The 20,960-nt window shown below is 61.0% G+C and carries 17 protein-coding genes; 10 read left to right on the top strand and 7 right to left on the bottom strand.

Annotation, left to right across the window (positions count from 1 at the left end; genetic code table 11):
* Positions 1-98: 98 nt before the first annotated feature.
* From FHT78_RS20715 to FHT78_RS20695, 5 genes are all read right to left on the bottom strand, one after another.
* Positions 99-341: a hypothetical protein gene (locus FHT78_RS20715; protein ID WP_183748169.1), complete on the bottom strand. Its 243-nt coding sequence runs from the start codon at positions 339-341 to the stop codon at positions 99-101.
* A gap of 71 nt (positions 342-412) precedes the next feature.
* On the bottom strand, positions 413-1,279 hold the full coding sequence (locus tag FHT78_RS20710) for an alpha/beta hydrolase (protein WP_183748167.1): 867 nt from the start codon (positions 1,277-1,279) through the stop codon (positions 413-415).
* Between the two features lie 230 nt (positions 1,280-1,509).
* The gene (locus FHT78_RS20705) at positions 1,510-3,045 is read right to left on the bottom strand and encodes a histidine kinase dimerization/phosphoacceptor domain -containing protein (protein ID WP_183748165.1); all 1,536 of its coding nucleotides are present in this window, start codon (positions 3,043-3,045) and stop codon (positions 1,510-1,512) included.
* A 289-nt stretch (positions 3,046-3,334) separates the two neighbouring features.
* On the bottom strand, positions 3,335-5,377 hold the full coding sequence (locus FHT78_RS20700; RefSeq protein ID WP_183748164.1) for an NADH:flavin oxidoreductase: 2,043 nt from the start codon (positions 5,375-5,377) through the stop codon (positions 3,335-3,337).
* Between the two features lie 89 nt (positions 5,378-5,466).
* Positions 5,467-6,372 (bottom strand): DMT family transporter, encoded by a 906-nt coding sequence (locus tag FHT78_RS20695; protein WP_183748163.1) that lies wholly within the window; start codon positions 6,370-6,372, stop codon positions 5,467-5,469.
* A gap of 114 nt (positions 6,373-6,486) precedes the next feature.
* Between FHT78_RS20695 and FHT78_RS20690 the strand changes: the two genes are divergently transcribed.
* Positions 6,487-7,362, top strand: a complete 876-nt coding sequence (locus FHT78_RS20690; protein WP_183748162.1) for a LysR family transcriptional regulator — start codon at positions 6,487-6,489, stop codon at positions 7,360-7,362.
* Here FHT78_RS20690 and FHT78_RS20685 read toward each other — a convergent pair.
* Positions 7,337-8,386 carry a GlxA family transcriptional regulator gene (locus tag FHT78_RS20685; protein ID WP_183748161.1) on the bottom strand — a complete coding sequence of 350 codons (1,050 nt, stop codon included), beginning with the start codon at positions 8,384-8,386 and terminating at the stop codon, positions 7,337-7,339. The two genes, FHT78_RS20690 and FHT78_RS20685, sit on opposite strands and share 26 nt — an antisense overlap.
* 41 nt (positions 8,387-8,427) lie before the next feature.
* Here FHT78_RS20685 and FHT78_RS20680 point away from each other — a divergent pair, with 41 nt between their 5' ends.
* From FHT78_RS20680 to FHT78_RS20640, 9 genes are all read left to right on the top strand, one after another.
* Positions 8,428-9,327 (top strand): 3-keto-5-aminohexanoate cleavage protein, encoded by a 900-nt coding sequence (locus FHT78_RS20680; protein ID WP_183748160.1) that lies wholly within the window; start codon positions 8,428-8,430, stop codon positions 9,325-9,327.
* Positions 9,328-9,334: 7 nt separating this feature from the next.
* Positions 9,335-10,825, top strand: coding sequence for a carnitine 3-dehydrogenase (locus FHT78_RS20675; RefSeq protein WP_183748159.1), 1,491 nt, complete (start codon positions 9,335-9,337; stop codon positions 10,823-10,825).
* Positions 10,826-10,835: 10 nt separating this feature from the next.
* Positions 10,836-11,996, top strand: coding sequence for an acyl-CoA dehydrogenase family protein (locus FHT78_RS20670; RefSeq protein ID WP_183748158.1), 1,161 nt, complete (start codon positions 10,836-10,838; stop codon positions 11,994-11,996).
* Between the two features lie 3 nt (positions 11,997-11,999).
* Positions 12,000-14,054, top strand: coding sequence for an acetate--CoA ligase family protein (locus FHT78_RS20665; RefSeq protein WP_183748157.1), 2,055 nt, complete (start codon positions 12,000-12,002; stop codon positions 14,052-14,054).
* A gap of 6 nt (positions 14,055-14,060) precedes the next feature.
* Positions 14,061-14,843, top strand: a complete 783-nt coding sequence (locus FHT78_RS20660; RefSeq protein ID WP_183748156.1) for a carnitinyl-CoA dehydratase — start codon at positions 14,061-14,063, stop codon at positions 14,841-14,843.
* A 121-nt stretch (positions 14,844-14,964) separates the two neighbouring features.
* On the top strand, positions 14,965-16,554 hold the full coding sequence (locus FHT78_RS20655; protein ID WP_183748154.1) for an ABC transporter substrate-binding protein: 1,590 nt from the start codon (positions 14,965-14,967) through the stop codon (positions 16,552-16,554).
* A 90-nt stretch (positions 16,555-16,644) separates the two neighbouring features.
* Entirely contained in the window at positions 16,645-17,652 is a 1,008-nt protein-coding gene (locus FHT78_RS20650; protein ID WP_183748152.1) for an ABC transporter permease, read from the top strand.
* Positions 17,649-18,476: an ABC transporter permease gene (locus tag FHT78_RS20645; RefSeq protein WP_183748150.1), complete on the top strand. Its 828-nt coding sequence runs from the start codon at positions 17,649-17,651 to the stop codon at positions 18,474-18,476. The genes FHT78_RS20650 and FHT78_RS20645 overlap by 4 nt, the downstream gene beginning before the upstream one ends.
* Entirely contained in the window at positions 18,469-20,100 is a 1,632-nt protein-coding gene (locus FHT78_RS20640; protein ID WP_183748148.1) for an ABC transporter ATP-binding protein, read from the top strand. The genes FHT78_RS20645 and FHT78_RS20640 overlap by 8 nt, the downstream gene beginning before the upstream one ends.
* A gap of 57 nt (positions 20,101-20,157) precedes the next feature.
* Here the strand turns inward: FHT78_RS20640 and FHT78_RS20635 are convergent, their stop codons facing one another.
* Positions 20,158-20,943: a helix-turn-helix transcriptional regulator gene (locus FHT78_RS20635; protein WP_183748146.1), complete on the bottom strand. Its 786-nt coding sequence runs from the start codon at positions 20,941-20,943 to the stop codon at positions 20,158-20,160.
* Positions 20,944-20,960: the final 17 nt, after the last annotated feature.

Raw genomic sequence — 20,960 nt, 5'->3', positions numbered from 1 at the left:
CTATCAAATAATCCAGAGCGGGAAACTTGCAATGCCAAGTTGGGACCAGGCTGACCTTTCCCCCTGAATAAGGGCTGCGGAGCCGAATCCCGAATGCATCAGTTGTGTCCCGCATCGCGCGATGGCGGTAGCTGAGCGGCGGAGCCAATTGCTGGCGACTCAGAGGGCGCTTCCGGCGCCAGCACGAGGCCCAGGACACACAGAACGAGGAATATAGCGGCGGCAATAATTGCCCAGGCGGACAAGGCGAGACCTCGGCTCGAGCCGGGACGTTCCTTGGCGTCATAGGCGGTTTGCGTCTCGGTCGATCCATAGGGATCGTGTTGGGGACGGTCGGCCATCTCCAAACCTCTGGTTACGAGAAGAAAACAAAACCCATGGGCGTCTGTTCCGTGCGCGGTTGCGCTTTGCTTCACATTTCTTGTCCCAGGAAGGCCGAAATCGCCTGCGCTAGCGCCGACGGATTTTCCTCCGCAACGTGATGGCCGCTGTCGATGCCGAAACCGTGCAGGTCATGTGCCCATGTCTCCCAGATCGCCAGCGGATCGCCATAGATCTGTTCAAGGTCGTCGCGCTGCGACCACAGGCACAGCGTCGGGCAGGCGATCCTGCGAGCTGCGTCGCGATCTTGCCGGTCGTGGATATGGTCGACGCGGATGCCGGCACGGTAGTCTTCGATCATGCCATGGACGACGAGCGGATTGGAGATCGCCTCGAGGACATCATCATAGGCTTGCCGTCCCATCGCGTCCGGGCGCAGCGTGTCGTACCAGGCGAGCGGATCGGCCAGGATCGCACGTTCGGGCTTGTCGGGTTGGGCAAAGAAAAACCAATGATACCAATCACGGGCGAACTCCCAGTTCGCCCGCTCCAGATGCTCAAGCACGGGGAGGCCGTCAATGATCACCAACCTGTCGACATGGTCTGCATGGTCCATTGCGATGCGAAAGGCACTCAGGGCGCCGCGATCATGGCCAACCACGGCAAACTTCCGGAAGCCGAGCGCCTTCATCATGTCGACGAGCGCCGCAGCCTTCGCTCGCTTGGACGAATGGCGGCTGTCGTGGGTATCGGCGGGAATGTAGGACCGTCCGAAGCCCGGCAGATCCGGGCAGATGACCGTGAAGAACGGCGACAGAAGGTCGGCCACCTTTCCCCACGTCATATGGGTTCTCGGATGTCCGTGCAGGAGAAGAACCGGCGGTCCGCTGCCACCGATGCGCAGACGGATCGCCCCTTCGGCAATCGCGACATATTGAAGCTCGAAACCTTCGAACATCACCCCTCCCGCACATTCGCACGTCTGATATAAGCTTGTCGTTCAACCGTTCACCCCTGGCGACGGAGAGGAACTCATGGATCGCGCCAGAGTTCCGACGGTAGCGCTCCGGCAAAGTCCGTAAAGCGGCGCTTCGGGATTCGTCAAAGGGAGTGGCGCTGGACCATCGCGATGTTGTCTGCCGCTCTAAATGTCCTGCAAGCGTTGCGTCCGGCCACATGGCCGACGCGTCATCGTACGGCAATCGCCAACAGGGCGGTGAAGACGGTGCCCTGAGCTCGCTCGGTATCGTAGGTCCCATCCATCTGGCTGACGAAGGATTTGATCAACCTGCTTCCCATCCCGGCTTTCGCTGCAACCGGCTCATATCCGATGCCGTCGTCGGCCACTTCAAGGAGGACCTTGCCGTCGGGACGCTCAAGCAGCCTTATGCGAATATGTCCGCCGGTCCGGCCGACAAAGGCGTATTTCATGCTGTTTGTCAGAAGTTCGTTCAAAAGCAATGCAAATGGCGTGGCCTTGTCCGCATCGATCCTGATATCGTCGATCTCGAAGGTCAGCTTGATTTCGCGATCGTGCAGCCCGACCAATGTGCGAACCAGGCTCGGGACGAACTGCCGTGCAGTGACGCTGCTGAACTGATCGAAGCCGTACATCTGCTCATGCACCGCCGACATTGCGACGATCCGCTCGTTCACCCTTTGGACGGTTTCAGGCCGCAGGCCCTGCAGCCGGATGAGCGCCATCACCGTCTGCAGGTTATTTTTCACCCGGTGATGAATTTCCCGCATCAGCACCTGATTGGTTCGAAGCGCCTCGGCAAGTTCTCCGGTGTGGCGCGCGTCCGCATGCGCCAGGCTGAGGATCTTCAATCCGCCGATCACAGCCGCACAAAGAGCCAGAAGAACGATCAGCGTGGCAATCGAGACATCGGTCCAGAAGGGCTTGAGTATTGCCGCAGTGTCGGCTGACGCGATGGCGACGAACGGCGTCCGCTCGACGATGCGGTATGCCACCAGCCTTCTGACCTGGTCGACGGGGGAGACAGACACATAAGAACCTGATGTCGCCTTACGCATATAGTCGGTAAAGAGGACGTAGCTGCCAAGATCGACGGCTTCTTTCGGCTCGGGATACCTGGCGATCAGCTTTCCATCCCGCCTCAGGAAGCTCACCGTAGAGCCCGGCCCGAGCGAGGCAGCGTCCCAGATCGATCGCAGCATCCCGACATCAAACGCCAGGATCGCCACGGCTTCGAACCTATCGTTCCGTTCGATGCGCGCAGCCGAGAGGAAAATATGGCGATCGGTGTTGCGCATGATCGTCATCGCCGACGTATGGTCCTCTGCGCCATTGGCCAGCCGGCGGAAATAGGTCTGGTCGACAATGTCGGCTGGGCTGCTTTCCCGGTCGGTCGAATAGAGCAGCTTCCCGTCCGCAGCCACCACATAGGCGGTCGCCGTGGTCGGCAATTCGGCCGTCGCGGCGTTGAACCGCCGAATGCGCTCCTCCGCTGGCAGGGCCGCCGTCGTTCCGAACGCATCATCCATGCGGAAAAGGGTCTGGCGCGCAAGCGAATTGATCCAGATCGCGTTGGTGGCAACGATCTTGGCCGTGGCCGTGACCTGATCTTCTCCACGCATGATCGCGGAGATGTAGCTCGAATGCAGCCAAAAGCCCAAGACGAGCGAGAGTGCAAGGAACATTGACACGATAGCGGCAATCGCAGCCCTGCCGACAATCGTGAAGCCTTTCGTGAGGCCCATCGAATCCCCATGGATTTAACAGGCGACACTGTCGGATAGCAGGCTATTGGAGTCAAGGATAGGTTGCAGCCGACCCCACTCTCCCCGTCCTCCGCTATACAATTTACTCGCTGACACGCGTTTGCCGAGCTTGTTGATACGCTTCCGCTCGTTGAATCAGGCCCCAAAGGGCGATGCCGACATGATCGACGACACTCAAAGACCTAGTTCGTCTATCGATCCTCGCACCGACCGCATCCCGCACCTTTGAGCGGCGCCATCAGGATAACCGAGCTCAGCTATAAAGAGCTCAAAACAGCGAGCAGAACCTCAGAGCCTCATAAATGGCCGCATGGATGTTGCGGCTGGAAACCGCATCGCCGATCCGTACAAGGTCGAAATGTCCTTCGCTGTTGCGCGTTGGCAGCGGCGCCCGACGATTGATAAGGGCGGCATAATCCACGGCTCCACGATTTCGCGAGAGCGGCTTTAGCTCACGATAAAGCTCGTCATTGGCAATTGTGCCATGCTCGACAACGATCTGGGAGACACGGCGCTCCCACTGTGTGCCGTCTGCGAAATCCGACCCGAGCACAGCAACAAGGACATTGCCGTCACGTCGCACCGACTTGAGACGCGTGTTGATGGTGACTCTGACGTTCCGCTCCGCAAACGCACGGGCATAGGGCACGTGGTTCATGCCTCCCACATCAGGCGCGAAAAAGCGTTCGGGTGAAACGAGCTCGAGCTCGGCACCGGTTCTGGCAATCACTTCAGCCGCCGACATGCCTGGGTGCCCACCATTGTCGTCGAAGAGCAGGACGGTATCGGCCACTCTGATTCCGCCCGAAAGGATATCCCAGGAGGAGGTTACGAGTTCCTCGCCTGAATCGAGTTCAGGTTGCTGGGCAATGCCGCCGGTCGCAACGACGACGAGGTCGGCTTCGAGACTAAGCACATCACTCGCCTCTGCGTAGACATCATAGCGTATTCGAACGCCCAGCCGCTCCAGCTCCGCCAGCCGCCAGTCGATGATGCCGATCATCTCCTTGCGGCGGGGATTGCGAACCAGAAGATTGACCTGACCGCCGGCTTTTCCGGTTGCCTCCAGAACGTCGACCGCATGCCCACGCTCGGCCAGCACGCGGGCGGCCTCGAGGCCGGCCGGACCCGCACCAACCACGACCGCCCTGCGGCGGATGTCTGCCTTTTCGATCTCGTGCGGAATCTGCCCTTCACGGCCAGTCGCCGCATTGTGGATGCAGAGCGCCTCGCCGCCCTCATAAATACGGTCAAGACAGTATGTGGCGCCGACGCAGGGCCGGATACGTGCCTCCTCGCCGCCCTCAATCTTGCGCACGATATGCGGGTCGGCGATATGGGCGCGCGTCATGCCAACCATGTCGAGCTTTCCCTCTGCGATCGCGTGACGGGCCGTCGCCACGTCGCCGATACGCGCGGCATGAAAGACGGGAAACTTGGTTATCGCCCGCACTTCGCCGGCAAAATCCAGGTGCGGGGCAGATGCCATGCCCTGGATCGGAATGACCTCGTTGAGCGCTACATCGCTGTCGATATGACCGCGAATGATGTTGAGAAAATCGATGTCGCCGGACCGGGCAAACCGTGATGCGATCTCTATGCCTTCCTCGCGTGACAGTCCCTTCTCCCAGTCCTCGTCGGCGACAAGGCGCATGCCGACGATGAAATCCGGTCCGACCGCCTTGCGGATCGCCTGCGTGACAAGGACGGAAAAACGCATGCGATTGTCAAGCGAACCGCCGAATTCATCGTCGCGCCGATTGGTCGCCGGCGACCAGAAACCATCCAGCAAATGGCCGTAGGCCTCGATTTCGATACCGTCGAGGCCGGCTTCCTGCATGCGCTGCGCGGCGCTTGCATAATCGGCGACGATGCGTTCGATGTCCCAGTCTTCGGCCTCTTTCGGGAAAGCCCGGTGCGCAGGCTCGCGGATCGGCGAGGCTGACAGCACCGGCAACCAGTCGCCCTTGTTCCAGCTTGTGCGGCGGCCGAGATGCGTGAGTTGGATCATGACCGCCGCACCGAACTCATGACAGTCGTCGGCAAGTCTCTTCAACCAGGGCACGATCTCGTCGCGATAGGCGTGGAGATTGCCGAAGGACGGCGGAGAGTCAGACGAGACGACCGCAGATCCCGCCGTCATAGTCAGTGCGATGCCGCCTCTCGCCTTTTCCCTGTGATAGAGCCGGTAGCGATCCGTCGGCATGCCGTTTTCCGAATAAGCCGGCTCGTGAGCGGTCGACATGACGCGGTTTTTTAGCGTCAGGTGCTTGAGTTGAAACGGCTGCAGCAGGGGGTCTTTGGAGGACATATCCGCACTCGTTGCTTGGGTGGGAGTGGCAATCGAACCGATATACTGACCCATGCCGCCTGAAATGACGATCCGATCGGCGTCGCTTTCTAGCCGGCATGCGCCCGCCGGCTGCGGCCGAGGTCGACGGCGGTATGCCAGAGAACGGCTGCGAAGATGATGGCGCCGCCGAAGAAGGTGGCGACAGGCGGTTGCTCGGAGAACAGAAGCCAGACCCAGAACGGGGTCAGCACGATCTCCATCGTCCCGATCAGCGCAGCTTCGGCCGGCGGCATTCGCCTGGCCCCGGCCAGGAAGAGCACAAGCGCCAGCGAAAAATTGGTCGCACCGAAAGCGGCAAGCACGATCCAGTTGTGAAGATCAAGCGAGCCGACCGAGCCGAATGGAGCGAAGATGACAAGCGTCAGGAAGGCACTGACAACAGTCGGCGGCAGGCTCGGCACTTCGGGATTAATGCGCGGGATGATGATGACGAGGGCGAAGGAGACCGTCATGCCAAGCGCCAGCAAGTCGCCGACCCCGGTGCCATCGCCGATCGACGAGGCGACGATGACCACGACACCCAGAAGAGAAATGCCCCCGGCAATCAGCGTGCGCCTTCCGACACCCTCCTTCAGAATGATCCATCCAAACAGGGCGGCGATGAAGGGCGCGGTCGAATAGATCATCGTCACATTCGCAACGCTGGTCATATAGAGCGCGCCGATGAAGCAGCCCTGGCTGACCGTCTGGCAAACAATCATCGCCAGGCCGGACGGATGCAGGACTGAACGCCATTGCTTTCGTGATATCCCGCCTTCGAGGAACAGGCAGGGGATCAGCAGGAACAGTCCGCCGAACAACGAACGCCAGGCGATCGCCGTCCAGACGTCTGTCGTCAGGAGCCGCGAGTAGACCCCGCTGGCGCTCCAGGCAAGTGTCGCCCCGATGACGAGAAGGATCCCCTTCTCGCGCTCGCCGGCACTGAGGTGTCCGGCCGGATGGTCAATGGTCACGCAGGTAAGTCTCGAAGGAGGAAAAGTCGAACGCACCTCCTTTCTGCACCCGCAATTGACATCAGACAAACGAATAGTAGAGATGGATGTCATCGATTTTTTCTATGGCTGTCCATGCGCGAGCCTATCGAAAGTGATCTTCTCCGGACCTTCCTCGTCGTCGTCGAGACCGCCAATTTCTCGGCGGCTGCACAGCGCGTCGGCAGAACGCAGTCTGCAATCAGCGCAGCGATAAAGAAGCTGGAAGACACGATCGGCGAAGCACTGTTCGAACGCGGCGCCCGAGGGGTGGTGCTGACACGTCAGGGCGTCCAGCTCGTCCCCTATGCTCGCCGTGTCATCGATCTCCTGAGTGAGGCAGCGGCGACGATCCGCAGCAAGCCTCTCGGCGGACCGGTTCGCATTGGCATTCCCGAAGAATATAGCCAGACCGTGCTGCCCGCAGCACTCGCAGCCTTCGCCGTGCGGCATCCGGCCGTCGAGGTCACGATCTCCTGCGATTATACGGTCCGCAACATCGCTGCCCTGGAACGCGATGAACTCGATCTCGCCGTTGTCTTCGACTGGAGCGATCAGATGAGTGGCGAAGTGCTCTGCATCGATCCGACCGTCTGGGTGACCTCGATCGTCCACCGGCTGCACGACATCGACCCGCTGCCGATCGCAACCTACAGAGACTCGAGCTGGTGTCGCGATTTTGCACTGAAGTCGCTGCACCAGCTCGGTCGCAACTACCGGGTCGCCTTCATTGCCGATACCAGCTCCGGACTGAAGAACGCCGTGACTGCCGGTCTTGCCGTCACCACGCTGTCGCGCAGCAACATACCGCCCGGCTGCCGGGAACTGACGACCGAGGACGGCTTCCCGCCGGTCGATTCCTCAAGGGTCGTGCTTCGTCGCAACACCTTCCGGTCCAGCGAAGCGGTTCGCGAGCTTGCCGAGATGGTGCGCGATGCCTTCCAGCCTATGGCCGGGCCTCCGATGGCCTGACCGGACGCCGCAGCCGTCGCCGCGTTTCCGAGGGACTTTCGGAATAGCTTGCCCGATAGCTTCGCGCGAAGGCGGAGGCCGAATTGAAGCCCGTTGCGGCTGCAATGTCGGCGAAGGACGCCGTCGTCTCTATCACCTTGCGCCGCGCCGCGTTCAGTCTCAGGGCAAGATAATGGATATGGGGCGGCGCGCCGATCGAGGCCTGGAAGAGATCCTGCAGGTGCCGGGCGCTGATCCCGACCCTGCGGGCAAGACGCGCCAGCAGCATCGGCTGCTCGATATTGTCCTCCATCAGCCGCACGGCGTGGGCCACCCGCGGATCATCCATGCGCAAGCCTGCCGACAGCGCCTCGTCGGCATGAAAGGATGGCTGCTCGTAGCGGAACAGCCGGCTGACTTCGAGCGCCAGCGAATAGCTCTGGCGTCGCCGGATGATCTCCAGCATCAGGTCCACGGTCGGCAGCGAGCCTGATGTCGTCAGCCGCTTGCCGTCGATGACGAACCGATCCTTGACGGCCGACACCTGCGGATAGGCAAGCGCGAAATCCTCGTAATCCTCCCAATGCACGGTCGCCGACAAGCCGTCGAGCAGGCAGGCTTCCGCAAGCAGCCAGGTGCCGGATTCGATGCCGGCGATCATGGTCCGGTGGCGTGCCGCCTGCGATAGCTGCATCTTCAGGTTCGCTGTCGCGTTTTGCCGCCAGTTGTAGCTCGCCAGCACGAAGAGCGGTGTATCCGATGCCGTGGTCTGGAACGTTCCCTGCGTCGGTATGGCAATATGGCTGGTTGTCGGCACAGCTTCTCCGTCAGGCGTGAAGATGCGCCAACGATAGAGCTCGCTGCCGGAGATGCGGTTCGCCCCGCGCAACGGTTCGATGACGGAGGCAATGAGAATGAGGTTGGTGTCCGGCAGGACAAGAAGATCGATGTCAAGCCGTTCGGTCGATCGCTCCAGCAAGCTCCCCTCCCTGGTGTTCCGATAGTGTATCGATCGATTCCGAAAATGCAAAGCATCCTCGCTCATCCTGGCGCGTAATGCTCTCAAGACGAGGGAGAACAACAAACATGCCTCTTGCGATGAACCGCGATGTCTTCATCACCTGCGCCGTCACCGGTGCCGGCGATACGGTTTCGAAATCCAGCCACGTTCCCATTACTCCCAAGCAGATCGCGGATTCCGCGATCGACGCCGCCAAGGCTGGGGCGGCAGTCGTTCACTGTCATGTCCGCGATCCGGAAACCGGTGCCGCAAGCCGCCGCAACGACCTCTACAGGGAGGTCACCGACCGCATCCGTTCGGCCGATGTCGATGTGGTGCTGAACCTGACGGCGGGCATGGGCGGAGACCTGATTTTCGGCGATGTCGAAAGTCCCCTTCCCCTGAAGGCGGGGACGGACATGGCAGGGGCAACCGAGCGCGTCAGCCATGTCGCCGAATGCCTGCCGGAAATCTGCACGCTCGACTGCGGCACGATGAACTTCAATCTCGGCGATTACGTCATGACCAACACGCCCGCCATGCTGCGGGCAATGGCGAAGAAGATGACCGATCTCGGCGTGCGCCCCGAGATTGAGGCCTTCGACACCGGCCATCTGTGGTTTGCAAAGCAGCTTGCGGAAGAGGGCCTGATCGAAGATCCGGTGCTCATCCAGCTCTGCATGGGCATTCCCTGGGGCGCCCCTGACGATCTCAACACCTTCCTGGCCATGGTCAACAACGTGCCTGATAGCTGGACCTTCTCGGCCTTTTCGATCGGCCGCAACGCCATGGCTTATCCGGCTGCCGCGGTTCTGGCGGGCGGCAATGTCCGCGTTGGCCTGGAGGACAATCTCTATATCGGCAAGGGCGCTCTCGCCACCAATGCGCAGCTCGTCGAAAAGGCCGTGCAGGTGGTCGAAGGCATGGGTGCCAGGATCATCGGTCCCGAGGACGTCCGTAAGAAACTCAATCTGACGAAGCGCTGAGGACGATATGACAGGAATTACCAAAGCGGCCTGTATCGGCGGCGGCGTCATCGGCGGCGGCTGGATTGCACGTTTTCTGCTTGCCGGCATCGATGTCAGCGTCTTCGATCCGCATCCGGAAGCAAGCCGTATCGTCGGCGAGGTTCTTGCCAATGCGGAGAAGGCCTATGGGATGCTGACCGGCGCGCCGCTGCCGCCGCGCGGCCGGCTTACCTTTGAAACGTCGCTGCAAGAGGCTGTCTCCGGTGCAGACTGGATCCAGGAAAGCGTGCCCGAACGGCTCGACCTCAAGCGCCGCGTATTGGCGGAAATCGATGCTGCGGCACGACCGGACGCGCTGATCGGCTCGTCCACCTCCGGCCTGCTGCCAAGCGACCTGCAGCGCGACATGAAACATCCCGAGCGCCTCTTCGTCGCCCATCCCTACAACCCCGTCTACCTGCTGCCGTTGGTGGAAATCGTCGGCGGCGAGAAAACCTCGAAAGCGACCATCGAGGCAGCGATGGAGCGGCTTGCTCCAATCGGCATGAAGGGCGTTCATATCGCCAAGGAGATCGAGGCCTTCGTCGGCGACCGGCTGCTCGAAGCGCTCTGGCGCGAGGCGCTCTGGCTTATCCATGACGATATCTGCACCGTCGAGACGCTCGACGACGTCATCCGCTATTCCTTCGGGTTGCGCTGGGCGCAGATGGGCCTGTTCCAGACCTATCGCATTGCCGGCGGCGAGGCCGGAATGCGCCATTTCCTCGCGCAGTTCGGACCCTGCCTAGCCTGGCCCTGGACGAAACTGACCGACGTCGTCGACCTCGACGACGCGTTGATCGAAAAGATCGGAAAACAGTCGGACGAACAGGCCGCCGGCCTTTCGATCCGTGCACTTGAGCGCATCCGCGACGAAAATCTCGTCGGCATCCTGCAGGCGCTGAAGGTCGGAAATGACGGCAAGGGCTGGGGCGCCGGCCAATTGCTGAAGGATTTCGAACGGTCCCTGTGGGCAGCAGGCGGCGGGAAAACCGCTGCTGCCGATCCTTCAGGCCCCCTCAAGCTCGTCGAGACGAAGGTAGGCCCCGCCTGGGTCGACTATAACGGCCATATGACGGAGCATCGCTACCTGCAGGTTTTCGGCGATACGTCCGACGCGCTTCTCCGGCTGATCGGGGTCGATCTTGCCTATGTCGAGGCCGGGCAGAGCTACTATACGGTCGAAACCCATATCCGCCATCTTGGCGAGGCCAAGCTCGGGCAGGCGATCCATTCGACCTGCCAGATCCTCGCAGTTGACGAGAAGCGGCTGCACCTCTTCCACACGATCTGCGACACGGAGAGCGGTGCGGTGCTCGCCACTGCCGAGCAGATGCTGCTGCATGTCGATACCGAAGCCGGCAAGGCGACACCGGCGCCAATCGCAGTCCTCGACAAGGCAAATCTGATCGCCGCTGCCCATGTAAAGCTGCCTCCCCCCGATGGGGTCGGCCGCCATATCGGCCAGAAACGATAGGGAGATCGACATGGATTTCGGCCTCAGCGAAGAACAGAAGATGATCGTTGAAACGGTCCGCGGCTTCGTCGAAACCGAAATCTATCCGCATGAGAACGAAGTCGAGCGCACGGGTTTCGTTCCGCCGGATCTGGCGGCTGAGATCCGGCGCAAGTGCATCGAACTCGGCTTCTACGCTTGCAATTTCCCCGAAGAGGCGGGCGGCGCCGGCCTCGATCATGTCACCTTCACGCTTGTCGAGCGGGAACTCGGCCGCGGCTCCATGGCGCTGACGGTCTTTTTCGGTCGTCCCTCCGGCATCCTCATGGCCTGCGAGGGCGAACAGCGCGAACGGTATTTGCTTCCTGCCGTCCGCGGGGAAAGGATCGACGCGCTGGCGATCACCGAACCGGACGCCGGTTCTGACATGCGCGGCATGAAATGCACCGCTCGCAGCAACGGCAGCGATTTCGTGCTCAATGGCACCAAGCATTTCATCTCGCATGCCGATGCCGCCGATTTCATCATCGTCTTTGCCGCGACCGGCGAGGAGGAAACACCGAGAGGTCTCAAGAAGAAGATCACCGCGTTTCTGATCGATCGCGGCACGCCAGGCTTCGAAATCCTCAAGGGCTATGATTCCGTCTCCCACCGCGGCTATCATAACTGCACCCTGAGCTTTGCCGATTGCCGGATTCCGGCCTCCCAGGTTCTGGGCGAGGTACATCGCGGTTTCGAACTCGCCAACCAATGGCTCTATGGCACGCGGCTCACTGTCGCCGCCACCTGCGTTGGCAGGGCACGGCGCGTCTTCGACATGGCCTTGTCCTATGCCGCCGAGCGCAAGCAGTTCGGCAGACCGATCGGCGCCAATCAGGGCGTCTCCTTCAAGCTTGCCGACATGATCACGGAGATCGACGCAGCCGACTGGCTGACGCTTTCGGCGGCATGGCGACTGGATGCAGACCTGACTTCCGATCGCGAAATCGCTTCGGCCAAGCTTTACGCCTCCGAAATGCTTGCCCGCGTCACGGATGAGGCGATCCAGATCTATGGCGGCATGGGCCTGATGGACGATCTGCCGCTTGCCCGCTTTTGGCGGGATGCGCGCGTCGAACGTATCTGGGACGGCACGTCGGAGATCCAGCGCCACATCATCAGCCGCGATCTCCTGCGGCCGCTGGGAGCGTAGCCGATGACCTCACGCGCGCTCGACCGCCTGTTCAGACCGCAAACAATCGCCGTCTTCGGTGGCCGCGAAGCGCGTCGGGTGATCGAGCAGTGCGACCGGATGGGATTTGCGGGCGAGCTCTGGCCCGTTCACCCGACGCTCGCCGAGGTCCTCGGACGGCGCTGCTACAGAGCGGTTTCCGACCTGCCGTCGCCGCCAGACGCGGCCTTCGTCGGGGTCAACAGAATATCGACCGTCGAGATCGTGCGCAGCCTGTCGGAAGCTGGTGCCGGCGGTGCGGTCTGTTATGCCTCGGGCTTCAGCGAGGCGGTGGCGGAGCTTGCCGATGGCAGCGATCTGCAACAGGCGCTGGTTGGTGCAGCGGGTGACATGCCGATCCTCGGACCAAACTGCTACGGCTTCATCAACGGCCTCGACGGCGCACTTCTCTGGCCCGATCAGCACGGCATGAGGCGCGTCGAGCGCGGCGTGGCGATCTTGACCCAATCGTCGAATATAGCGCTCAACCTGACCATGCAGACGCGCGGCCTGCCGATCGCCTATGTCGTGACATCGGGCAATCAGGCGCAAACCTCGCTGTCCGATATCGCCTGTGGCCTGCTTGCCGACCCGCGCGTGACGGCTCTTGGCCTCCATGTCGAAGGCTTTGGCGACAAAGCTGCGCTTGAGCGCCTTGCCGCCACAGCCCGCCAGATGAAAAAGCCCGTTATTGTCTTGAAAGTCGGCAAGTCCGAACAGGCGAGACAGGCAACGCTTTCCCATACCGCATCCCTTGCCGGCGGCGATGCCGTGGCCGACGCAGTGCTTGCCCGCCTCGGTCTTGGCCGCGTCGAAACGCTGCCGGCGCTGCTCGAAACGCTGAAACTCCTGCATATAGCAGGCCCGCTGCAAGGTGCCGCGATCTCCTCGATGAGCTGCTCGGGTGGCGAAGCCTCGCTGATGGCGGATGCCGCGATCGGACATGCTGTCACGTTCCGAGATCTCGAACCAAAGCAATTGCCGCGCCTGAGAGGCATCCTCGGCGATATGGTGACGCTCGCCAATCCGCTCGATTACCATACGTTTGTGTGGGGAGATCTCGCGCGTCAGACAGAGGCTTTCACCGCAATGTTCGAGGGTAGCTACGACCTCAATCTCGTCGTCCTCGATTTTCCCCGCGCCGATCGATGCGAGGCCGCAGATTGGGTGACGACGGCTGACGCGGTCACCGCTGCCGCGTCTGCGACAGGCGCGCTCGCCGGAATCCTGGCGACCCTGCCCGAAAATATGCCGGAGGCTGTCGCCGACCGACTGGTCGCCGAAGGCGTCGTTCCCTTTTGCGGCATTGATGAAACCCTGATCGCCGCGGAAGTCGCAGCCGGCATCGGCGATACCTGGCGCAAGCCGCCTTCCCTGCCGCTTCTCAATATGGCGTCTGTCGAAGGTGCAATCGAAACGCTGACGGAGGCCGATGCGAAGACCGAACTCGACCTCGCCGGCCTTCCGATCCCCAAAGGCCGGGTTGCAAGTTCGCCGCTTCAGGCGGCGGATTATGCCCAGCGGCTCGGCTTTCCTGTTGTCCTGAAAGCGCTTGGCGTCGCGCACAAGACCGAAGCAGGCGCCGTCGCACTCAACCTGAAGGATGCCAAGGCCGTATCGGATGCCGCATCAAAGATGGCTGCGACAGACGGTTTTCTGGTCGAGAAGATGATCGACCCGCCCGTCGCCGAGCTGATCGTCGGCGCTTCCCGTGACCCGATTTTCGGATTATCGCTAACGCTCGGCGCCGGAGGAATTTTCGTCGAATTGCTGGAGGATTCTGTCGTTTTGCCGTTGCCGACGACGAGATTGGAAATTTCCGAGGCAATTTCGCGTCTCAAGATCGCAAAATTGATCGAGGGATATCGCGGACGCCCGAAGGGAGATCTTGAAGCGACCGTGACGGCTGTCGCGCGGGCGGCAGATTATGTCGTAATGAATGCGGCACGGCTGGAGGAACTGGACATTAATCCCTTGATGGTTCTTCCCGAAGGTCACGGCGTGACCGCAGTCGATGCCCTGATCCGGCGGAGGAGGTAGCATAGGTTGAGCGAGCCCATTCGGACCCGACGGGTCGGCGCAGTGCTGGAAGTCATCATCGACCGGCCGAAGGCGAACGCCATCGACCTTGCGACCAGCCGCGCCATGGGACTGATATTCCGTGATTTCCGCGACGACCCCGCACTCCGCGTCGCAATCATCTCCGGCGCAGGCGAGAAATTCTTTTGTGCCGGATGGGACCTGAAGGCTGCCGCGGCAGGCGACGCGGTCGACGGAGACTATGGGGTCGGCGGTTTCGGCGGGCTGCAGGAACTGCGAGATCTCAACAAGCCGGTCATCTGTGCCGTCAACGGCATCTGTTGCGGCGGCGGGCTGGAGATCGCGCTCTCTGCCGACCTGATCCTCGCCGCCGAACATGCGACCTTCGCACTTCCGGAAATCCGCTCCGGCACGGTTGCCGATGCCGCCTCGGTGAAGCTACCAAAGCGCATCCCCTATCATATCGCCATGGACATGCTTTTGACTGGCCGCTGGCTGGACGTTCAGGAAGCGAACCGCTGGGGTTTCGTCAACGAAATCCTGCCAGCGGACAAGCTGATGGACCGGGCTTGGAATCTTGCCCGCCTGCTCGAAAGCGGGCCGCCGCTTGTCTACGCGGCAATCAAGGAAATCGTCCGTGAATCGGAGGGTTCGACCTTCCAGACTGCCATGAACAAGATCACCAAACGGCAGTTTGCAACGGTCGACCGGCTTTACTCGAGCGAGGACCAATTGGAAGGCGCACGGGCTTTCGCCGAGAAACGAAGCCCTATCTGGAAAGGACGGTAACAAGGCGGCGGCAACCGCATCATCTTCCCGCAAGCGTGCGGGCACCTCGGACGGAAGAGGAAACCGCTCGGGGATTATGCCCAAAAATCGAAGTCAACGCACCATAAGAAGGAGAAGGGGAATGAACGATTACACGAAATATCTCGCAAGCCGGGTGACCGCCGGTGGCCTCAGCCGCCGCGAATTCCTGGGGCGCGCCATGGCAGCCGGCCTGACGCTTGCCGTTGCCGACAAGCTCTTCACCGAAAGTGCCGAAGCCGCCGAACCGAAGCGTGGCGGTCACCTGAAGCTTGGCCTGGAGGGCGGGGCTGCAACCGACTCCAAGGACCCGGCGAAATTTCTGTCGCAGTTCATGTTCTGCGTCGGTCGCTGCTGGGGCGACATGCTTGTCGAATCCGACCCGCTGACGGGTGCTGCCGTACCGGCGCTTGCCGAATCCTGGGAACCGTCGAAGGATGCGGCGACCTGGACCTTCAAGATCCGCAAGGGCGTCAAGTTTCACAACGGCAAGGAAATGACGATCGATGATGTGGTTGCGACACTCAAGCGTCATACCGACAAGGCATCGGAATCCGGCGCGCTCGGAGTCCTCGGCTCGATCAAGGAAATCAAGGCCGACGGCGGCAACCTCGTACTGACGCTTTCGGAAGGCAATGCGGATATGCCGCTGCTCTTGACCGACTATCATCTGGTCATCCAGCCGAATGGCGGTGTCGACGATCCGCTCGCCTCGATCGGTACCGGTCCGTACAAACTCACGAGCTTCGAGCCTGGCGTGCGCGCCACTTTCGAAAAGAACAAGGACGACTGGCGCACCGATCGTGGTTATGTCGATTCCATCGAAATCATCGGCATGAACGACGCAACGGCGCGCATCGCCGCTCTCTCGTCCGGCCAGGTGCACTACATCAACCGCGTCGATCCGAAGACGGTCGACCTTTTGAAGCGAGCACCGAACGTCGAGATCCTTTCGACTGCCGGGCGCGGCCACTATGTCTTCATCATGCATTGCGACAAGGCGCCGTTCGACAATAACGACCTGCGTCTCGCGCTCAAATACGCCATGGACCGCGAAACCATGGTGCAGAAGATCCTCGGCGGCTACGGCAAAGTCGGCAACGACTTCCCGATCAACAGCACCTACGCGCTCTTTCCCGAAGGGATCGAGCAGCGCGCCTACGATCCGGACAAGGCGGCCTTCCACTACAAGAAATCCGGCCATAGCGGCTCGGTTCTGCTGCGCACCTCGGAGGTTGCCTTCCCCGGTGCCGTCGATGCGGCCGTGCTTTACCAGGAAAGCTGCAAGAAAGCCGGCATCGAGATAGAGGTCAAGCGCGAGCCCGGCGACGGATATTGGACGAACGTCTGGAACGTGCAGCCTTTCTCGACCTCCTACTGGGGTGGTCGCCCGACGCAGGATCAGATGTATTCCACCGCCTATCTGTCGACGGCCGACTGGAACGACACCCGCTTCAAGCGTCCGGATTTCGATAAGCTGCTTCTCCAGGCGCGCTCCGAACTCGACGAGGCCAAGCGCAAGGAGCTCTATCGGTCGATGGCGATGATGGTGCGCGACGAGGGCGGCGTCATCCTGCCGATGTTCAACGACTTCGTGAACGCCTCCACCAAGCAGGTGAAGGGCTACGTCCACGACATCGGCAACGACATGTCGAACGGCTATGTCGCAACCCGCGTCTGGCTGGAGGCCTGACGCCGGGCGTCTGCCTTCCGATCTCCAGGCAAGCCGGGACCGTGGGACAAAACCCGCGGTCTCCTGACGTTTCAGCGCGAGGCCATCACCATGTCCAGTCCGACCTCAGGCAATATCCTGCCCGGTCTCAGGTTCCGGCAGCGTTTTCCGCTGCTTGCCCTCATTCTCGAGCGCTTCGTGCTCAGCATTATCCTGCTCTTTGCCGTCTCCATCCTCATTTTCGGCGGTCTGGAAGCCCTTCCCGGCGATTTCGCCACGACTTATCTCGGCCAGTCGGCAACGCCGCAGGCGGTTGCCAATATCCGCAAGGATCTCGGCCTCGACCGGCCGGTGATGACACGATATGTCGAGTGGCTGGGCAATGCCGTGCAAGGGGATTTCGGTACATCCTGGGCCAGCAAGAACTCCGTCAGCGAACAGATCGGCAAGCGGCTCGGCAATTCGCTGTTTCTGGCGGGCTTTGCCGCACTGATCTCCGTGCCGCTTGCCGTCGGCCTTGGCATGGTTTCCGTGCATTTTCGGGGCCGCCTGCCGGACAAGATCATCAACATCATTTCGCTGGCGGCGATTTCGTTGCCAGAATTCTTCGTCGGCTACCTGCTGATCATGTTTTTTGCAGTGAAGTTCGGCGTCGCGACCTTTCCTGCCACCGTCTATGAGAGCATGAGCTTCGCCGACCGGCTGAAGGCGATTGCCCTGCCGACGGCGACCCTCGTTCTCGTCGTGCTGGCCCACATGATGCGCATGACACGCGCAGCAATCCTCTCGGTCATGTCGTCGGCCTATATGGAGACGGCAGAGCTGAAGGGCCTTTCGGCGTTTCGCTCGATAGTCAAGCATGCCGCACCGAACGCGCTTGCGCCGATCATCAACGTCGTGGCGCTGAACCTCGCCTATCTGGTGGTCGGCGTGGTCGTCGTCGAGGTGGTTTTCGTCTATCCCGGCATGGGCCAGTATATGGTCGATGCCGTGACGGTGCGCGACATGCCGGTGGTTCAGGCCTGCGGTCTGATCTTTGCGGCCGTCTATATCTTCCTCAACATGCTGGCCGACATTCTCGCCATCATTGCCAACCCCCGGCTGAGGCATCCAAGATGAGATTGAGAGATATCCCCATCACCGCCTGGATCGGCATGAGCGGCATCGCGATTGCCTTCGTCTTCGCTCTCTTCGCACCCTTCATCGCTCCCTACGGGGAGACCGAAGTCGTCGGCAGCGTCTGGCAGATGCCGGATGCCCAATATGTCTTCGGCCTCGACAATCTCGGCCGCGACATTCTCTCTCGGCTGATCTACGGCGCACGTACGACGCTTTTCGTGGCGCTTGCCGCAACCGTCATCTCCTTTTCGCTCGGCGTCGTCCTGAGCTTTACGGCAGCCGTCTCGCGCGGACTGATCGATATGGTCTTCTCGCGCTTCAACGACCTAATGATGTCGATCCCGACGCTGATCTTCGCGCTCGTGGTCCTGGCAGTGCTGCCACAGAACATCATCGTGCTGATCCTCGTCATGGCAATCCTTGATTCCACCCGCGTCTATCGTCTCGGCCGTGCCGTGGCCCTCGATGTCGCGGTCATGGAATTCGTCGAGGCGGCCAAACTTCGCGGCGAAGGAAAACTCTGGATCATCTTCCGCGAGATCCTCCCGAACACGCTGACGCCGCTGCTGGCCGAGTTCGGCCTGCGATTTGCCTTTTCGATCCTCTTTCTCTCGACCTTGTCCTTCCTCGGCCTCGGCATCCAGCCGCCGTCGGCGGACTGGGGCGGTATGGTCAAGGACAATAAGGACGGCATCATCTTCGGTATTTCGGCAGCGCTCGTGCCGGGCAGCGCGATTGCCATCCTTGCAGTCTGCGTCAATCTGGTTGTCGACTGGCTTTTGAAACGAACATCCAGCCTCAAGGGAGGGCGTGGCGATGCCTGATCTTCTTTCCGTCCGCAATCTCAAGATCGAAGCCACCAGCTATCCGCCGGGCGAGGCACCTAAGCGCGTGACCATCGTCGATGGCGTTTCCTTTGATTTGCAGAAAGGCCGGGTGCTCGGTCTGATCGGCGAATCCGGTGCCGGCAAGTCGACGATCGGGCTCTCGGCACTTGCCTATGGTCGGGGCGGTGCCGAGATCACCGGCGGAGAGGTGCTGCTCGATGGCGACAATATTCTTGGCCTTGGCAGGAGTGGCATCAGGCATATCCGCGGCGCCCGCGTCTGCTATGTGGCTCAGTCGGCCGCGGCCGCCTTCAATCCTGCCCACCGGCTCGGTGACCAGGTGATCGAGGCTTCCGTCAAACACGGGCTGATGAGCAAACAGGAGGCGAAAAAGCGAGCGCTCTATCTGTTTCAGGTGCTTGGCCTTCCCCATCCCGAAAGTTTTGGCGAACGCTTCCCGCATCAGGTTTCGGGCGGCCAGTTACAGCGCGCCATGACGGCGATGGCGCTTTGTTCCAACCCCGAACTGATCGTTTTCGACGAACCGACGACGGCACTTGACGTCACCACTCAGATCGACGTGCTGGCGGCAATCAAGCATGCGATCGAGGCAACCCATACGGCTGCCCTCTATATCACCCATGATCTCGCCGTCGTCGCTCAGATCTCCGACGACATCATGGTGCTGCGCCATGGCAAGACGGTGGAATACGGCAGTGTTCAGCAGATCATCGAAGAACCACGGGAGGATTATACCCGCGCCCTCGTCAACGTGCGCCAGACGCTGCGACAGGAAGCGGCCGACCAGTCCGACGCATTGTTGAAAGTCGAAAACGTCAGTGCGGAATATTCCAATGGCTTCAAGGTCCTCAACGATGTCAGCCTGCATGTCCCGAAGGGGCAGACGCTGGCAATCGTCGGCGAGTCGGGCTCAGGGAAGTCGACGCTCGCCCGCGCCATCACCGGGCTGTTGGCACCGACCGCAGGCAAGATTTCCTTCGCCGGAAAGCCTTTGACGCCCGACCTCAGACGCCGCCCGCGCGATGACCTGCGCCGCATCCAGCTCATCTACCAGATGGCCGACACTGCGATGAACCCCCGACAGACCGTGCGCGACATCATCGGGCGGCCGCTTACCTTCTACTACGGCCTCAGAGGCGCCGAAAAGACCGCTCGGGTGAAGGAATTGCTCGACCAGATCGAGATGGGCAACGGCTTTTTGAACCGCTACCCGGCAGAGCTCTCAGGCGGCCAGAAGCAGCGGGTGGCGATTGCGCGTGCTCTTGCCGCCAAACCCGAGCTTATTCTGTGCGACGAGCCGACCTCGGCACTCGACCCGCTGGTTGCCGAAGGCATCCTGAAGCTGCTGTTGAAGCTGCAGGAAGAGGAACATCTCTCCTACGTCTTCATCACTCACGACATCGCTATCGTGCGCGCAATCGCCGACAGCGTCGCGGTCATGCATCGCGGCAGGCTCGTCCGCTTCGGTCCCAAATCCCAAGCGCTATCGCCGCCCTTCGACGATTACACCGACCTGTTGCTGAAATCTGTGCCCGAGATGGAGATTGGCTGGCTGGAGCGGGTACTGACGACGCGGAAGATGGCAAGCGCTGGAAATTGAAGGCTGGAATTTGCCGCGCTCATCCGCATCTGATCGCTTCGTCGCAAATCGGTGTCATCAATACTCTGCCGGCACCGCATACACTTCCGCGGATGGATCTGCGAGGAACGAGCGCACCGTCGGTGGCAGTTGGCGTGAAGATAGCGGCACTGGTCCGCAGCGCGACAGAAGCTCGCGCAGGTTGGGCTCGGCGCCGACATGGCGCCAGATCATCCGCGACGCATAGGGAAGGTTTTCCTTTCGCCACGAGACTCCCATGGTCGTCCCGCGCAGGTAGATGCGCTGATACGCGTCGAATGGCAGGAGGATCGTCTGTGACAGTATCGGGTTCGGGCCGACGACTCGCTCCGTAATGAAGATCCGGTTTCGATAAAAGGCCGCAAGGCCAATGTATTTTGAAAACTGCTGGATGCCGTTTCCAGGGTCTCGCAGACGCTCCATTGATTTGACATGCACAAGCCCACCTTTTTCCACAATGCGGCTGCACGAACAGATAATCATTCCCGGCCAGGACGGTGAGCGATGATAGGTCTGGAAATAGCCGATATGGCGCCGGAGCGAGGTCAAATCTCCTGGGAACGCCTTCAGCAGTTCGGAACTTTGATTGAGGTCGAGAATCGGTTTGCGAAGCCGCTCGCGAAAGAGCCTGGGAGCGAGACTAAAGTCGGCTGCGTCGAGATCGAAATACTTGGCTATGCGCGCGAGATTATGGGCAGATGGCCTCGTCTGGCCGTTGATATATCGATTGAATTGCTGCCTGTTGATATCGATCGCGCGGCACAGATGCGAAATGGAGCGCTGCGTGGCACAGGCAACCTTGAGGTTCTCGACGAGGTGAGGCATCGGCGGCTCCGTCTTAA

Source organism: Rhizobium sp. BK196, from assembly GCF_014193255.1.
Lineage (GTDB): Bacteria > Pseudomonadota > Alphaproteobacteria > Rhizobiales > Rhizobiaceae > Rhizobium.
This window is presented reverse-complemented; position numbering and strand designations above follow the sequence as displayed.

What these genes read in the sequence shown, in the direction of transcription:
- FHT78_RS20715 (WP_183748169.1), bottom strand. Translation starts at nt 341, where the DNA reads ATGGCCGACCGTCCCCAACACGATCCCTATGGATCGACCGAGACGCAA.
- FHT78_RS20710 (WP_183748167.1), bottom strand. Translation starts at nt 1,279, where the DNA reads ATGTTCGAAGGTTTCGAGCTTCAATATGTCGCGATTGCCGAAGGGGCG.
- FHT78_RS20705 (WP_183748165.1), bottom strand. Translation starts at nt 3,045, where the DNA reads ATGGGCCTCACGAAAGGCTTCACGATTGTCGGCAGGGCTGCGATTGCC.
- FHT78_RS20700 (WP_183748164.1), bottom strand. Translation starts at nt 5,377, where the DNA reads ATGTCCTCCAAAGACCCCCTGCTGCAGCCGTTTCAACTCAAGCACCTG.
- FHT78_RS20690 (WP_183748162.1), top strand. Translation starts at nt 6,487, where the DNA reads ATGCGCGAGCCTATCGAAAGTGATCTTCTCCGGACCTTCCTCGTCGTC.
- FHT78_RS20685 (WP_183748161.1), bottom strand. Translation starts at nt 8,386, where the DNA reads ATGAGCGAGGATGCTTTGCATTTTCGGAATCGATCGATACACTATCGG.
- FHT78_RS20680 (WP_183748160.1), top strand. Translation starts at nt 8,428, where the DNA reads ATGCCTCTTGCGATGAACCGCGATGTCTTCATCACCTGCGCCGTCACC.
- FHT78_RS20675 (WP_183748159.1), top strand. Translation starts at nt 9,335, where the DNA reads ATGACAGGAATTACCAAAGCGGCCTGTATCGGCGGCGGCGTCATCGGC.
- FHT78_RS20670 (WP_183748158.1), top strand. Translation starts at nt 10,836, where the DNA reads ATGGATTTCGGCCTCAGCGAAGAACAGAAGATGATCGTTGAAACGGTC.
- FHT78_RS20665 (WP_183748157.1), top strand. Translation starts at nt 12,000, where the DNA reads ATGACCTCACGCGCGCTCGACCGCCTGTTCAGACCGCAAACAATCGCC.
- FHT78_RS20655 (WP_183748154.1), top strand. Translation starts at nt 14,965, where the DNA reads ATGAACGATTACACGAAATATCTCGCAAGCCGGGTGACCGCCGGTGGC.
- FHT78_RS20650 (WP_183748152.1), top strand. Translation starts at nt 16,645, where the DNA reads ATGTCCAGTCCGACCTCAGGCAATATCCTGCCCGGTCTCAGGTTCCGG.
- FHT78_RS20645 (WP_183748150.1), top strand. Translation starts at nt 17,649, where the DNA reads ATGAGATTGAGAGATATCCCCATCACCGCCTGGATCGGCATGAGCGGC.
- FHT78_RS20640 (WP_183748148.1), top strand. Translation starts at nt 18,469, where the DNA reads ATGCCTGATCTTCTTTCCGTCCGCAATCTCAAGATCGAAGCCACCAGC.
- FHT78_RS20635 (WP_183748146.1), bottom strand. Translation starts at nt 20,943, where the DNA reads ATGCCTCACCTCGTCGAGAACCTCAAGGTTGCCTGTGCCACGCAGCGC.